Genomic DNA, 15,134 nt, shown 5'->3' with positions numbered 1-15,134 from the left:
GAGGCCCGGCCAGACGATAGAGACTCTGCGGTACCAGTGATGACCTCATGACCACCCAACTCCCCTGCTACCACTGCGCCCTGCCCGTCCCGGCCGGCAGCCGCTTCACCGCCGCCGTGCTCGGTGAAACCCGCGAATTCTGCTGCCCGGGCTGTCAGGCCGTGGCCCAGGCCATTGTGGCCGGAGGACTGGAAAGTTATTACCAGCATCGCAGCGAAGCCTCGGCCAACCCCGAAGCCCTGCCGGTGCAACTGGTCGATGAACTGGCGCTGTATGACCGCACCGACGTGCAACAAACCTTTGTACGGCATGACGGAGAACTGGCCGAGACCACGCTGCTGATGGAGGGCATCAGTTGCGCGGCGTGCGGCTGGCTGATCGAGAAACATCTGCGTGGTTTGCCGGCGGTGGCAGAAGCGCGCCTGAACCTGTCCAACCATCGCCTGCACGTGCGCTGGGCCGACGGGCAATTGCCGCTTAGCCAGATGCTCGGCGAACTGCGTCAGATTGGCTACGCCGCCCACCCCTACCAGCCGGATCGCGCCAGCGAACAACTGGCCAGCGAGAACCGCCTGGCCCTGCGCCAACTGGGCGTGGCTGGCCTGCTGTGGTTCCAGGCGATGATGGCGACCATGGCCACCTGGCCGGAATTCAACATCGACCTCAGCCCCGAGCTGCACACCATCCTGCGCTGGGTCGCTCTGTTCCTGACCACGCCCATTGTCTTCTACAGCTGCGCGCCGTTCTTCAAGGGGGCGATGCGCGACCTGCGCACGCGTCACCTGACCATGGACGTCTCGGTGTCGCTGGCGATCGGCTGTGCCTACATCGCCGGGATCTGGACTTCCATCACAGGCGTGGGCGAACTGTATTTCGACACCGTCGGCATGTTTGCCCTGTTCCTGCTGGCCGGGCGCTATCTGGAGCGACGCGCCCGGGAGCGCACCGCCGCCGCCACCGCACAACTGGTCAACCTGCTGCCCGCGTCGTGCCTGCGCCTGGATGCCGACGGGCAGAGCGAGCGCATCCTGCTCAACGAGCTGCGTGTCGGCGATCAGGTGCTGGTGCACCCGGGCGCCGTGCTTCCGGCCGATGGCCGGATCCTCGAGGGCCAGTCGAGCATCGACGAATCCCTGTTGACCGGTGAATACCTGCCGCAACCGCGTACCCCGGGAGACGCGGTCACGGCCGGCACGTTGAACGTGGAAGGCGCGCTGACGGTTGAAGTCCTCGCCCTGGGTCATGACACCCGACTGTCCGCCATTGTCCGCCTGCTGGATCGCGCCCAGTCGGAAAAACCACGACTGGCGGAAATCGCCGACCGCGCCGCGCAGTGGTTCCTGCTGCTGTCGTTGATGGCCTCGGCGATCATCGGCCTGGTCTGGTGGCAACTCGACGCCTCGCGCGCTTTCTGGATCGTCCTGGCGATGGTCGTTGCGACCTGCCCCTGCGCCCTGTCGCTGGCCACTCCCACCGCGCTCACCGCCGCCACCGGCACCCTGCACAAACTCGGCCTGCTGCTGACTCGCGGCCATGTGCTGGAAGGCCTGAATCAGATCGACACGGTGATTTTCGACAAGACCGGTACGCTGACCGAAGGTCGTCTGGCACTGCGCTCCATCCGTACCCTCGCGGCCGCCAGCAGCGACCAGTGCCTGGGCCTCGCCGCCGCCCTGGAAAACCGCTCCGAGCACCCGATTGCCCGCGCCTTCGGTCGTGCGCCCCTGGCCGCCGAGGAAGTCCACAGCACCCCGGGGCTGGGCCTGGAAGGCGTCGTCGCCGGGCAGCGCCTGCGCATCGGCCAACCGGATTTCGTCTGCGAACTCAGTGGCGCCGTCACGCCGCCGATGCCCGAAGAAGCCGGCCAATGGCTGCTGCTGGGCGACGCCCACGGACCGCTGGCATGGTTCGTCCTCGACGACCGCCTGCGTGAAGACGCACCGGCATTGATCAAGGCGTGCAAGGCTCGCGGGTGGCGCACGCTGCTGCTGTCCGGCGACAGCTCGCCGATGGTCGCCAGTGTCGCTGCCGAACTGGGCATCGACGAAGCCCGCGGCGGCTTGCGTCCGGACGACAAATTGCAGGTCCTGCAACAGCTGCACAAGGAAGGCCGCAAGGTGCTGATGCTCGGCGACGGGGTCAACGATGTCCCGGTGCTGGCCGCCGCCGACATCAGCGTGGCCATGGGCTCGGCCACCGACCTGGCGAAAACCAGCGCCGACGCCGTGCTGCTCTCGAACCGACTCGACGCGCTGGTGCAAGCTTTCGGTCTGGCCCGTCGTACCCGCAGGATCATCGTCGAGAACCTGGCCTGGGCCACGCTGTACAATGGCCTCATGTTGCCGTTCGCTGCCGTCGGCTGGATCACGCCCGTGTGGGCGGCGGTCGGCATGTCCATCAGTTCGTTGGTCGTGGTGCTGAATGCCCTGCGCCTGACCCGCCTGCCCGATACGGCGGCCGTCAGCGCCACCCCAGAAACCCGCCCGCTGCCGGCCTGAGCCGCGCGGGCATGGAGCCTTGCCATGCCAGCTCTCTACGTGATGATCCCGGCCGCGCTGCTGATTGTCGCCATCGCGATCTTCATCTTCTTCTGGGCGGTCGACAGCGGTCAGTACGACGACCTCGATGGCCCGGCGCACAGCATCCTGTTCGACGACCAGGACCCGAACCACACCGCCGCCGTCGACGAAGCCAGCGGCCAGTCCGCCAAGCCGGACGACAAGGCGCCGCCGCATGCTTGAGCTGGCACCCCTGCTGGTATCGGCGGTGATTCTTGGCCTGCTGGGCGGTGGTCATTGCCTGGGCATGTGTGGCGGGCTGATGGGGGCATTGACCCTGGCCATACCCAAGGAGCAACGCAGCCGGCGCTTTCGCCTGCTGCTGGCGTATAACCTGGGACGAATCCTCAGCTACGCGACGGCCGGCCTGCTGATCGGTCTGGCGGGATGGGCGGTGGCGAACAGTCCGGCCGCCACGTTCATGCGCGTCCTCGCCGGCTTGTTGCTGATCGCCATGGGCCTGTACCTGGCCGGCTGGTGGAGCGGCCTGACCCGCATCGAAAGCCTCGGTCGCGGCCTGTGGCGGCATATCCAGCCCATCGCGAGCCGATTACTGCCGGTATCAAGCCTGCCCCGCGCCTTGCTGCTGGGCGCGCTCTGGGGCTGGCTGCCGTGCGGGTTGGTCTACAGCACCCTGCTGTGGTCGGCGAGCCAGGGCAATGCACTGGACAGCGCGCTGCTGATGCTCGCCTTCGGTCTTGGCACGTGGCCGGTGCTGTTGGCCACCGGACTGGCGGCGGAACGGGTCACGGCACTGCTGCGCAAGCGCAGCGTGCGCATGACCGGAGGCTTGCTGGTGATCCTGTTCGGCATCTGGACCCTGCCGGGTCCGCACCAGCATTGGCTGATGGGGCACTGATCGGCACCCGCCGATCCCTGCAGGCGCGAGCATGCTCGCGATGGGCGTCAACGATGACGCTGGGCATCTGGCACACCGTGGAGTACCGGGCCGTCCGTGCGTTGATGCAAATCAAGATGCCCCAACGCCGCACCCCATAGACTCGCGACACAGCCAGCCTATCCGGGGAACGCCCGCATGATGCTCGACGACATTCGTTGGGACACCGACCTGATCCGCCGTTACGACCTGGCGGGTCCGCGCTACACCTCCTACCCGACCGCCGTGCAGTTCGACGGCAACGTCGGCACCTTCGACCTGTTCCACGCGCTGCGCGAAAGCCGCAAGGCCCTGCGCCCGTTGTCGCTGTACGTGCACATCCCGTTCTGCGCGAACATCTGCTACTACTGCGCCTGCAACAAGGTCATCACCAAGGATCGCGGGCGGGCCCTGCCCTACCTGCAACGCCTGGAGCAGGAAATCCAGTTGATCGCCTGCCACCTCGACCCGGCGCAGACCGTCGAGCAGTTGCACTTCGGTGGCGGCACGCCGACCTTCCTCAGCCACGACGAATTGCGCCAACTGATGGCCCAACTGCGCAAGAGCTTCAATCTGCTGGACGACGACAGTGGCGACTACGGCATCGAGATCGACCCTCGCGAGGCCGACTGGTCGACCATGGGCCTGCTGCGCGAGCTGGGTTTCAATCGGGTCAGCATCGGCGTGCAGGACCTCGACCCGGCCGTGCAACGGGCGGTCAACCGCCTGCAAAGCCCGGATGAAACCCGCGCCGTGATCGAGGCGGCGCGCACCCTGCAATTCCGCTCGATCAACATCGACCTGATCTACGGCCTGCCCAAGCAGACCCCGGAACATTTCGCCCGCACGGTCGAGGAAGTGATCAGCCTGCAACCGGACCGGTTATCGGTGTTCAACTACGCGCACCTGCCCGAGCGCTTCATGCCGCAGCGGCGAATCAACAGCGACGAGTTGCCGACGCCGGTGCAGAAACTCGAAATGCTCCAGCAGACCATCGAACAACTGACCAACGCTGGCTACCGCTACATCGGCATGGACCACTTCGCCCTGCCCGACGACGAGCTGGCGATTGCCCAGGAAGAGTCGACCCTGCAACGCAATTTCCAGGGCTACACCACCCACGGTCATTGCGACCTGATTGGCCTGGGCGTCTCGGCGATCAGCCAGATCGGCGACCTGTACTGCCAGAACAGCAGCGACCTGAACCAATACCAGGGCAGCCTGGCCTCCGCGCAACTGGCCACCAATCGCGGCCTGCTGTGCACCCTCGACGATCGGGTGCGGCGCGCCGTGATCCAGCAGTTGATTTGCAGTTTCGAGCTGCAGTTCGCCATGATCCAACAGGCGTTCAACCTCGACTTCCGCGCTTACTTCGCCCCGCTGTGGCCGCAATTGCAAGGCATGGCCCAGGACGGGCTGATTGAGCTGAGCGATGAACGCATCAGCGTCCTGCCCGCCGGGCGTTTGCTGGTGCGTTCGGTGTGCATGGTCTTCGACGCCTACCTGGACCAACAGAATCGCCAGCGGTTTTCCCGGGTGATCTAGGACCTCATCGCGCCGGATTATCGCGATGTGACAATTCGGCACACCGCTGGCCTCAACGAGTTCCGTTGAGTTACCCTTACGTCCTATGTGTGATTTCCCACAAGGATTCAAGAAATGTCCGAGCCAGTAAAACTGCGCGCTCACAACCAGGCTCATTGCAAGGATTGCAGCCTGGCCCCCCTCTGTCTGCCACTTTCTCTGAACCTGGAAGACATGGATGCGCTGGACGAAATCGTCAAACGTGGCCGCCCGCTGAAAAAAGGTGAATTCCTGTTCCGCCAGGGCGACAACTTCGATTGCGTTTATGCAGTACGCTCCGGCGCGTTGAAAACGTTCAGCCTGAGCGATGGCGGTGAAGAACAGCTCACCGGTTTCCACCTGCCGAGCGAGCTGGTCGGGCTGTCGGGCATGGACACGGAAAAACACCCGGTGTCGGCGCAAGCGCTGGAAACCACCTCGGTCTGCGAAATTCCGTTCGAACGCCTGGACGAACTGGCGCTGCAATTGCCGCAACTGCGCCGTCAGTTGATGCGCGTGATGAGCCGCGAGATCCGCGACGATCAACAAATGATGCTGCTGCTGTCGAAAAAGACCGCCGACGAACGCATCGCCACTTTCCTCGTCAACCTGTCCGCGCGCTTCCGGGCCCGTGGCTTCTCGGCCAACCAGTTCCGCCTGAGCATGTCGCGCAACGAAATCGGCAACTACCTGGGGCTGGCGGTGGAAACCGTGTCGCGGGTGTTCACGCGCTTCCAGGCCAACGAACTGATCGCCGCCGAAGGCAAGGAAATCCATATCCTTGACCCGATCCAGCTCTGCGCACTCGCCGGCGGCTCGCTCGAAGGCTGATGCAACAAGGCGGCTGAGCCAAACGGTTCAGCCGTCGTTATACTGCGACGTTTGCAGCCTGCCAGGACACCTCGACGATGGTCTTCGACTCCTTCGACATCAAATCCCTGATCCGCCCGGTCATCGACTTCCCGAAACCGGGCGTCATCTTTCGCGACATCACCCCGCTGTTCCAGTCCCCCACCGCGCTGCGCCTGGTGATGGACAGCTTCGCCCATCGTTACGTCGAGGCCGACTTCACCCACATCGGCGCAATGGATGCCCGGGGCTTCCTGATCGGCTCGGTGCTGGCCTACCAGTTGAACAAGCCACTGATCCTGTTCCGCAAGCAAGGCAAACTGCCGGCGGACGTGTTGGCCGAAGGCTACGCGACTGAATACGGCGAAGCCTTCCTGGAAGTGCACGCCGACAGCCTGTGCGAAGGCGATTCGGTGGTGATGTTCGATGACCTGATCGCCACCGGCGGCACCCTGATCGCGGCGGCCAACCTGATTCGGCGCATGGGCGCGCGGGTTCACGAAGCCGCAGCGATCATCGACCTGCCGGAGCTGGGCGGGTCCCGGCGCCTGGAAGATATGGGCATTCCGACGTTTTGCCTGACGCAGTTTGCGTTGACGGATAAGTAAGCAGCGTTCTCACCGGCCTCATCGCTGGCGAGCAATGGGGCCAGCAGCAACACCGCAAAACTAGAGCCCCATCTGCTTGCTGATGATCTCGTTCATCACTTCCCGTGTCCCCCCGCCAATCGAAAGAATCCGGTTATCACGGTATAGCCGCTCCACCAGGCTCTCGCGCATATAGCCCAGGCCGCCAAGGATCTGCACCGCATCGTGGGTGATGCGATCGGCCGTGTCGGTGGCCACGTTCTTGGCCATGGAGATCTCCTTGATCACACTCTGCCCCGCCGCCATTTTCGCCGCCTGTCGATAGGTGAACTCCCGTGAGACTTCCAGGGCCGTGGCCATTTCCGCAAGGCGGTGCTTGATCACCTGGAACTTGCCGATGGGTTTGCCGAACGCTTCGCGCTGACGCGCCCATTTCAGGCTCTCTTCCAGCGCCAGCTCGGCAGTCATGTTGGCCATCAGCGCCAGGGCCAGGCGCTCGTTCTGGAAGTTGCCCATGATGCAGGCAAAGCCCATGTTCTCGGCGCCGATCAGGTTGCCCACGGGCACACGGCAATCGTCGAAGAACAGCTCTGCCGTGTCCGAAGCCCACCAGCCCATCTTCTTCAGCGAGCGCCCCACGGTGAAGCCGGGCGTGCCTTTCTCGATCAACAGCAGGCTGATGCCGGCGAACCCTGGCTCACCCGTGCGCACCGCCACCGTGTAGACGTCAGCGCGCACGCCACTGGTGATGAAGGTCTTGCTGCCGCTGACCCGGTAGACGTCGCCGTCACGCACGGCGCGGGTATGCAGGTGGGCGACGTCGGAGCCGCCGCCGGGCTCGGTCACCGCCAGGGCGCTGATTTTCTCACCGGTCAGCACCGCCGGCACGATCCGGTCACGGACGTCGGGCCGGGCCCATTTGAGAATGGGCGGCAGGCCGATGTCCAGCGACCCCAGACCCGCCACCAGACCACCCGAGCCGCAGCGCATCAACTCCTCGCTGGCGGCAACCTTGGCAAACAGATCGCCTTCATGGCTGCCACCAAAACGTTCCGGGTAACCGATGCCGAGAATCCCCGCCTCCCCGGCCTTGTGATACAGCTCACGGGGGAAGCTTTCGGCTTCTTCCCACTGATCGATGCCTGGAAGAATCTCGCGTTCGACGAAGCGTCTGACGCTGTCACGGACCAACTGGTGGCTGGGGTCGAAGTATTCCTGGAAGGCAGGCATCGGCGAACTCCGCTGGAGGGGTTCAGCGAAGTTAACCGAGCGCTTGCTTGGTTTTCAACAGGATTGTGACGAATCGTGAGGCCGAGGCGCGCCCATCGCGGGCAAGCCCGCTCCCACAGGTTCAGCGGAGTTCACAAAATGGGTGGACACCACCTGCCACTGTAGGAGCGGGCTTGCCCGCGATAGCGTCAGCCCGAACAACACAGAACTACAGAGAAATCGGCTTACGCCCCGCAAACGAATGCGCCAGCGTTCCGCCATCCACCAGCTCCAGCTCGCCCCCGAGCGGCACGCCATGGGCGATGCGCGAAGCGATCAGGCCTTTGCTGGCCAGCAACTGGGCGATGTAGTGCGCGGTGGCTTCACCCTCTACGGTCGGGTTGGTGGCGAGGATGACCTCGGCAAAGGTGCCGGCTTCATCGATTCGCGCCAGCAGTTGCGGAATCCCGATGGCTTCCGGACCGAGCCCGTCCAGCGGCGACAGGTGCCCCTTGAGCACGAAATAGCGACCACGGAAACCGGTCTGCTCCACCGCGTACACGTCCATCGGGCCTTCCACCACGCACAGCAAGGTGTCGTCGCGACGGCTGTCGGCGCATTGCGGGCACAGGTCGTCCTCGGTCAGCGTGCGACACAACCGGCAGTGGCCCACCCCTTCCATGGCCTGGCTCAAGGCCGACGCCAGGCGCGCGCCGCCGCTGCGATCACGTTCGAGCAACTGCAACGCCATGCGCTGGGCGGTTTTCTGACCCACGCCAGGCAAAATTCGCAGGGCATCGATCAGTTGGCGAATCAAAGGGCTGAAGCTCATGAAGAAAAGTCCGACAAAACGACGAGACGCGGTTTATACCCGCGCCTCTGGCCAGCGTCAAATGCTCAGTCCTGGGCGACCCGCACCACCAGTTTGCCGAAGTTGCGCCCTTCCAGCAGACCGATGAACGCCTCGGGCGCATTCTCGAGACCGTCGACCACGTCCTCACGGAATTTCACCTTGCCGTCGCGCACCCACGGCGCCATGGCGCTGACGAATTCCGGCTGGCGGTCACCGTAGTCATCAAAGACGATGAAGCCCTGGATTCGCACCCGCTTGGTCAGCAGCGTGCGCTGCAGCAGCGGCAACCGATCCGGCCCGGTGGGCGCTTCACTGGCGTTGTAGGAGGCGATCAGGCCGCACAGGGGAATACGCGCCTTTGGGTTGAGCAACGGCACGACCGCATCGAACACCTTGCCACCGACATTCTCGTAATAGATGTCGACGCCCTTTGGGCACGCGAGCGCCAGTTCGCTGGCGAAGTCCTCGCGGCGGTGATCGATGCAGGCGTCGAAGCCCAGTTCCTCGACCACGTAGCGGCATTTGTCCGCGCCACCCGCGACGCCCACCACGCGCAGGCCCTTGATCTTCGCCACTTGACCGACCACGGAGCCGACCGCGCCGGACGCCGCAGCGACCACCAGGGTTTCGCCGGGTGCGGGCTGGCCGATGTCCATCAAGCCCATGTAGGCGGTCATGCCCGGCATGCCCAGCACACCCAATGCCATCGACGGGCTCGGCAGCCCGGATGGCACCGGAATGATGTTGCGCCCATCGCTGATGCTGTGGCTCTGCCAGCCGGTGGCACCGACCACCAGATCGCCTTCGTGGAACTTGGGGTTCAACGAACGCTCAACCCGACTGACAGCCCCACCGGTCATCACCTCGTCGATTTCCACCGGTGCGGCGTAGGACGGCGCATCGCTCATGCGTCCACGCATGTAGGGGTCCAGCGACAGAAAAAGGGTCTTGAGCAACACCTGACCATCGGCCAGGTCCGGCAGCGCTTCGCGTTCCAGGCGGAAATTCTCGGGCGTCGGCGCGCCCACCGGACGGGACGCCAGGACGATACGTTGGTTGAGGGTCAATGCTTCTGGCATGTGAGCGTCTCCTTTGATCGATGAGTTTGGCGGTTATACAAGCAGACCGTCATGACGCCGGGGTGTTCGATGTTGTTGTGCCGTAGCGAGTCGACTTCATGTTCATAGAACCGTACATCGTTCGACGGCAGAAACAAAAATGCCAGGCGCGATGCCTGGCATTGTCTGTCAATCATCCGATTGGCCGCAGCCTGTCAGAACGGCATTTTCATGCCCGGCGGCAATTGCATGCCGGCGGTCATGCTGCCCATTTTTTCCTGGCTGTTGGCCTCGATCTTGCGCACGGCGTCGTTGACGGCGGCAGCGACAACCGCTTCCAGCATCTCCTTGTCGTCTTCGCTCAGGCCTTCGACCAGGCTTGGGTCGATGCTCACGCTCTTCACGTCGTGACGACCGGTCATCACCACGGTGACCATATCGCCACCGGCCTTACCGGTGACTTCGGCGTTGGCCAGTTCTTCCTGCATCTTGGCCATTTTTTCCTGCATCTGCTGCGCCTGCTTCATCAGGCCGGCCATGCCACCTTTCATCATGGTAATCACCTCAAAAGTACGTGGATAAAAACGCTGTCCGGCCACCCGACCGAACAGCTTCAGTTATTAGCCCTGACTGACCAGGGCTTCGACAGGTTCAATAGTATCGTTACGGATCACCGCACCGAACTGCGTCATCATCTGCTGGATGAACGGATCACCGTGGATCGACTCCTCGGCCTCGCGCTGACGATCGGCACGACGTCGGGACGCCGCCTGCGCCGGGGTCTCCTGCTCGGGCTTGATCAGCTCCATGTTCAGGGTCAGCGTGCGACCGTGGAACTGGTTCAACGCATCGTTGAGCCGGCGCTGCTGAGTGGCGTTGAACAGCGCGCTATGGGCCGGATCGAGGTGCAGCAACCAGGTGTCGCCTTCGATGGCGATCAGCGTGCAGTTGGCGGCGATGCTGCCGGTCATGCCGGAAATTGGCAGTTTCGGGAACAGTTCCAGCCATTGCAGCGCCAACCCCGTGGCGGGCATCGCCGCCGGTTCTGGCTCGGGTTCGGGCGCCGGCTCGGCCGTGTGTTCACTGGCCAGGTCGTCGAGGTAGCTGTAGGCCGAATCCATGTCCGGCTCGATGTAGTCCTCGTCCAGCGGTGGCTCATCGTCCAGGTCAAAGCCCGGTGTGGCGGCATCCACCTCAGCGGCCGTCGGTTCGGCAATCGCTGCAGCGGGTTGCTCGCTGGCATCCGGGACGACGCTGTCCGGGGTCGACGACAGGACCGGCGGCAATTCGGGTTGTTCGGCGACGGTCTCCAGTACCGGCTCGACCTCAGGCTGCAGGACGACTTCGGGTTCCACCGGGTCGTTCCACGGCAGGTCGACCACTTCCTCGACCGCGACAGGTTCAGGCTCGGCGACCGGCTCAGGCGCAGCTACAGGCGCAACCGGGGCCGGAACCGGTGCCGAGGCCGGGACCGGGACCGCAACCGGCTCAGGTTCCGGGGCAGGAACGACCGGAGGCACCGATGCCGAGGGTACAACTGCCGCAGCCACTGCCGACGCAACCACGGGCGCGGCCGCCACTGACTGGGTGGAATCAACTGTGGCCTGGCTGATCCCCACTGGCTTTAGCGGCTGCCTCGGTGCGTCCTCGGTATCGGCGGGCCGGAACGCCAGCATGCGCAGCAGGACCATTTCAAAGCCGCCACGCGGATCCGGCGCCAGCGGCAGGTCGCGGCGACCGATCAGGCCCATCTGGTAGTAGAACTGCACGTCTTCGGCCGGCAGGGCCTGGGCCAGTGCCAGCACCCGGTCACGGTCGCCGTGGCCGTTGTCGACGCCATCCGGCAGCGCCTGGGCGATGGCGACACGGTGCAGCACGTTGAGAATTTCCGAAAGCACGCCATTCCAGTCCGGGCCCTGTTCGGCCAGGTGCCGCACGCCCTCGAGCAGCGCCTTGGCGTCGCCCTGGATCAGCGCATGCAGCACGTCGTAGACCTGACCATGATCGAGCGTGCCGAGCATCGCCCGCACGTCGGCGGCCATGACCTTGCCTTCACCGAAGGCAATCGCCTGGTCGGTCAGGCTCATGGCGTCGCGCATCGAACCGTCGGCGGCGCGACCGAGCAGCCACAGTGCATCGTCTTCGAAGGGTACGTTCTCGACGCCCAGCACGTGGGTCAGGTGCTCGACCACGCGTTCCGGGGTCATGTTCTTCAGGGAGAACTGCAAGCACCGCGACAAAATAGTTGCAGGAAGTTTCTGCGGGTCGGTGGTGGCCAGGATGAACTTGACGTAGGGCGGCGGCTCTTCGAGGGTTTTCAACAGCGCATTGAAGGAATGGCTGGAGAGCATGTGCACTTCGTCTATCAGGTAGACCTTGAAGCGCCCACGGCTCGGCGCGTACTGCACGTTGTCCAGCAGCTCGCGGGTGTCCTCGACCTTGGTGCGGCTCGCGGCGTCGATCTCGATCAGGTCGACGAAGCGCCCTTCATCGATCTCCCGGCACACCGAACACTCGCCACAGGGGCTGGAAGTGATACCTGTTTCACAGTTCAGGCACTTGGCGATGATCCGCGCAATGGTGGTCTTGCCGACCCCGCGCGTACCGGTGAACAGGTAGGCGTGGTGCAGCCGCTGGCTGTCCAAGGCATTGATCAGAGCCTTGAGCACATGGGTCTGGCCGACCATTTCGCGGAACGAGCGCGGACGCCATTTACGTGCAAGAACCTGATAACTCATCGAAAACCGTCGCAACCAAGGAACAGAAGCGGCTAATGCTAGCGGAGCAAGGCCAAAATTGCATCCGGCATGCTCGTCTAATCTGGCTAAGATGCACACTTTGGGCTTTCATCGGCTCGGGGTTCATCAGTACCGGAGCGTCTATGCGGCTGGCCTTGGGGGCACTGCTGTTCATCAGTCTGAATACCAGCGCCGCCGAGGCGCCGTTGCGCTTCGTGGTGCCCGACAGCTGGGCGATGCCTATGGTGCAACTGGAGCGCGGTCAGCCGACCCAGGGCATCCTGTATGACGCGATGCTCAGCCTCGCCACCCAGGTCGGCCTGCCGGCCGAGTTTCACGTGCTGCCCAGGGCGCGGGTGCAAGGCGCGATGGAGCGTGGTGAGGTCGATGTGCGCTGTTATGCCGCGCAGACCTGGCTGCCCAACCAGTCCGGCGACTATATCTGGAGCATCCCGCTGTGGACCCAACCGGACGTGCTGGTCAGCCGGCAGGAGCCGCCGGGTGTCGTGGTCCCGGAAAACCTGCCCCACCAGACCATCGGCACGGTGCTGGGTTACAGCTACCCGACCCTGCAGCCGTTGTTCGACGGCGGTCACCTGCTGCGCGAAGACGCGCGCAGCCAGGATCAAACCCTTGAAAAGCTGCTGGCCGGGCGCTATCGCTACGCCGTGACCAACCAGTGGACGCTGGACTGGTTCAATCAAAGGCAACGACCGGAGCGGCAACTGCAGAGCATGGCGGTGTTGCAGGAGCAGAGTGTCGGCTGCTTCGTGCGCAACGACCCGGACGTCCCGGTGCAGCGCATTCTGCGCACCCTGCTGAGGATGAAGATGTCCGGGGAGATCGACGACATCATCCGGCTGTATGTCGGCCAGACGGACAACCGGTAGCGTTCATTGGCGGGCCGGCACGTGCCGAATCGGAAACGGCAGAAACCTTGGCATCGCTACTGTCAAGCGCCACTGGAACAAAGCTTAACCCGCACAGTGGATGAGCCCCGTCAAGTACGGGGCTCTTTGTTGTCTGTGATATTTGGCGATTCTGGACGCTGGCAGCAGGTTGACACGGGGATGGCTCTTAACACCGCTGCATCCTGACTAACTTTTGGCTGCCAACCAGATTGCTCAGGATATTCCTACATCAGCGCACTCACAAAACCGTTCAGAGGGTGCGACGTTGGGCGAAGAGTTGGCCAATAAAGGGCGTGACAACTCTGTTGACCCTCAAAAGGACGCCATGCTACACCTGCACTTCACTGACGCTAGGAAGCTAAATGTGTCTTCACTAAAGCCTCTGTACCTCATCCCAACTTTGCTTCTTGCTACTGGTTGTGTCTCTGTCCCTGATGCCACTTCTACGACCGTCACTGGCACGCCTTCCGCGAACGGTAACCATTCTCCTATCTGCATTAAAACCCCCAGCGACCCGTCGTTTCAGCAACACACTTATACGGGGGCGGGTAAGTTAATCGCGGAAAAAGTTCGTTCAGGGGTTGAACAAACTGGCCGCAATGCGTTTCTTATCGACGACAAGGAAAAAGCCCAAATGGCGGGCTGCCAGTTCGTGCTGAATCCGCAGATCATTGAGTACGAGGATAGAGCAACGGGCTGGTCGGGAATGCCAGACCGCATCTCAGTTCGACTTGATCTGTCTCCGATCGCGGATCCAAAGTCGCAAAGATCAATCACCTACACAGCGAAGTCATCTGCGATGGCTAGCGCTTTTTTAGAGTGGGGAAACGCCAATCCAACGTCCCTACTCCAGCAACAGTTTGCTAAAGACGTGGCTGCGTTAGTGTCCGAGCGATAGATCGCAACTGTGGCACTGCCACTGCTCCGGCGGCTTTCTCGGCGTGATTATGCGGCCAACCAACCTGCCAGCGGCACGGCGATGGATACGGCCAAGGCGATGCCAGACATCATAGTCGCCCACAGGAATTTGCTATTTTCTTGCTGAAGCCCCGCCAGTACCGACGCAAGTAACGGGAAGTTAACGCAGCGTTGTTCTTCCCCAGCTATCGGCGTATAGAACGCTACCTTGCTACCGTCCTCATTGGTGTAGCCGTACTTATGTTGCATATGGTAGTGGAGCCTGCCAAACACGATGTCGCTGTCTACGTTCAACTCTTTGGCGATCATCTTGCAATCAACCGGCACGAAGATCTTTGTTCGACGGCCATTCTGAACGTCTTTCTCAAGCGAGTGATTCGCGAACTCCTCGTAGTAACGCTTGTAGATGATATCGAGAACTTTGAGATCAGAAGGTGTTTTCATGTACAGAGTCCATAGGGCGATGAGAGAAGTCTAACCCATTGGCGGTCTCCAGGCGGCGACCCCACAGAGCGGCTAATTGATCTAAGCTTCCTCCATCATTACGAGGGTGCGAGCCATGCCATATAACCAGGAAGCACAGTTGCGACAGCCGACGCTTTGAGCCTGCCCCTCCTCAACCGACACGCTCTAGCCGCAGGGCTGGAGGAAGTAACGAAATGGCTATCTGAACACGGGCAGGGGAATTTCGCCAATAATGCCATCGTGGCACTTGAGACACTGGACAAGAACGCTCAGGCGATTACCGAGGCGATTATGCGGCTACGGCGCTCTTAGAAAAACGGCGTCGCCAGTTGACCTGCGTGACTACTTCACTAGGTGCTGCTCGGCTCTCTCGATCACTGTGGGGGTCCACATCTTCGCTTCGTTCCAGCTTTTGATGTGATCGCCGCACACTGGACAATACAGATCATCCTTGTCTCTCACCGGCAGTTTAATCTTGCGGATTTCAAGGGTAGACCCGCACCTGCTGCACTTGTAGGGCACTGTAATCATCGTGATCCCTGGGATGA

At 62.7% G+C, this 15,134-nt stretch carries 14 protein-coding genes; 8 read left to right on the top strand and 6 right to left on the bottom strand.

Annotated elements, in window-relative coordinates:
- Positions 1-47 precede the first annotated feature (47 nt).
- The 6 genes from QIW53_RS12945 (at position 48) to QIW53_RS12920 (ending at position 6,455) form a co-directional block, all read left to right on the top strand.
- Positions 48-2,498, top strand: coding sequence for a heavy metal translocating P-type ATPase (locus tag QIW53_RS12945; RefSeq protein ID WP_371049999.1), 2,451 nt, complete (start codon positions 48-50; stop codon positions 2,496-2,498).
- A 24-nt stretch (positions 2,499-2,522) separates the two neighbouring features.
- Positions 2,523-2,741, top strand: coding sequence for a cbb3-type cytochrome oxidase assembly protein CcoS (ccoS, locus tag QIW53_RS12940; protein WP_371049998.1), 219 nt, complete (start codon positions 2,523-2,525; stop codon positions 2,739-2,741).
- Entirely contained in the window at positions 2,734-3,417 is a 684-nt protein-coding gene (locus tag QIW53_RS12935; RefSeq protein WP_371049997.1) for a sulfite exporter TauE/SafE family protein, read from the top strand. Before ccoS ends, QIW53_RS12935 begins: the two co-directional genes overlap by 8 nt.
- 180 nt (positions 3,418-3,597) lie before the next feature.
- Positions 3,598-4,980 (top strand): oxygen-independent coproporphyrinogen III oxidase, encoded by a 1,383-nt coding sequence (gene hemN / locus QIW53_RS12930; protein WP_371050143.1) that lies wholly within the window; start codon positions 3,598-3,600, stop codon positions 4,978-4,980.
- Positions 4,981-5,094: 114 nt separating this feature from the next.
- A complete protein-coding gene (fnr, locus tag QIW53_RS12925; protein ID WP_192301862.1) occupies positions 5,095-5,829 on the top strand; it encodes a fumarate/nitrate reduction transcriptional regulator Fnr in 735 nt (244 codons plus the stop codon).
- Between the two features lie 77 nt (positions 5,830-5,906).
- The gene (locus tag QIW53_RS12920; RefSeq protein WP_371049996.1) at positions 5,907-6,455 is read left to right on the top strand and encodes an adenine phosphoribosyltransferase; all 549 of its coding nucleotides are present in this window, start codon (positions 5,907-5,909) and stop codon (positions 6,453-6,455) included.
- Positions 6,456-6,515: 60 nt separating this feature from the next.
- Here QIW53_RS12920 and QIW53_RS12915 read toward each other — a convergent pair whose 3' ends face one another.
- From QIW53_RS12915 to dnaX, 5 genes are all read right to left on the bottom strand, one after another.
- The gene (locus tag QIW53_RS12915; protein WP_371049995.1) at positions 6,516-7,664 is read right to left on the bottom strand and encodes an acyl-CoA dehydrogenase family protein; all 1,149 of its coding nucleotides are present in this window, start codon (positions 7,662-7,664) and stop codon (positions 6,516-6,518) included.
- A 208-nt stretch (positions 7,665-7,872) separates the two neighbouring features.
- Positions 7,873-8,475, bottom strand: coding sequence for a recombination mediator RecR (gene recR / locus QIW53_RS12910; protein ID WP_371049994.1), 603 nt, complete (start codon positions 8,473-8,475; stop codon positions 7,873-7,875).
- Between the two features lie 65 nt (positions 8,476-8,540).
- Complete coding sequence (locus QIW53_RS12905) at positions 8,541-9,575, bottom strand: NADP-dependent oxidoreductase (RefSeq protein ID WP_371049993.1); 1,035 nt, start codon at positions 9,573-9,575, stop codon at positions 8,541-8,543.
- A gap of 194 nt (positions 9,576-9,769) precedes the next feature.
- Positions 9,770-10,108, bottom strand: coding sequence for a YbaB/EbfC family nucleoid-associated protein (locus QIW53_RS12900; RefSeq protein WP_371049992.1), 339 nt, complete (start codon positions 10,106-10,108; stop codon positions 9,770-9,772).
- A gap of 66 nt (positions 10,109-10,174) precedes the next feature.
- Positions 10,175-12,292 (bottom strand): DNA polymerase III subunit gamma/tau, encoded by a 2,118-nt coding sequence (gene dnaX, locus QIW53_RS12895; protein WP_371049991.1) that lies wholly within the window; start codon positions 12,290-12,292, stop codon positions 10,175-10,177.
- Positions 12,293-12,435: 143 nt separating this feature from the next.
- Between dnaX and QIW53_RS12890 the strand changes: the two genes are divergently transcribed.
- Together QIW53_RS12890 and QIW53_RS12885 are read left to right on the top strand one after the other, a co-directional pair.
- Positions 12,436-13,182 carry a substrate-binding periplasmic protein gene (locus tag QIW53_RS12890; RefSeq protein ID WP_371049990.1) on the top strand — a complete coding sequence of 249 codons (747 nt, stop codon included), beginning with the start codon at positions 12,436-12,438 and terminating at the stop codon, positions 13,180-13,182.
- 214 nt (positions 13,183-13,396) lie between these two features.
- Positions 13,397-14,101: a DUF4823 domain-containing protein gene (locus tag QIW53_RS12885; RefSeq protein WP_371049989.1), complete on the top strand. Its 705-nt coding sequence runs from the start codon at positions 13,397-13,399 to the stop codon at positions 14,099-14,101.
- A 47-nt stretch (positions 14,102-14,148) separates the two neighbouring features.
- Here QIW53_RS12885 and QIW53_RS12880 read toward each other — a convergent pair whose 3' ends face one another.
- Positions 14,149-14,565, bottom strand: a complete 417-nt coding sequence (locus QIW53_RS12880) for a hypothetical protein (RefSeq protein ID WP_371049988.1) — start codon at positions 14,563-14,565, stop codon at positions 14,149-14,151.
- Between the last annotated feature and the right edge of the window lie 569 nt (positions 14,566-15,134).

It is taken from the genome of Pseudomonas fluorescens, from assembly GCF_041354075.1.
Classification (GTDB): domain Bacteria; phylum Pseudomonadota; class Gammaproteobacteria; order Pseudomonadales; family Pseudomonadaceae; genus Aquipseudomonas; species Aquipseudomonas fluorescens_CE.
The sequence above is the reverse complement of the archived record's forward strand: the minus strand, read 5'-3'. Positions and strand labels throughout refer to the sequence as shown.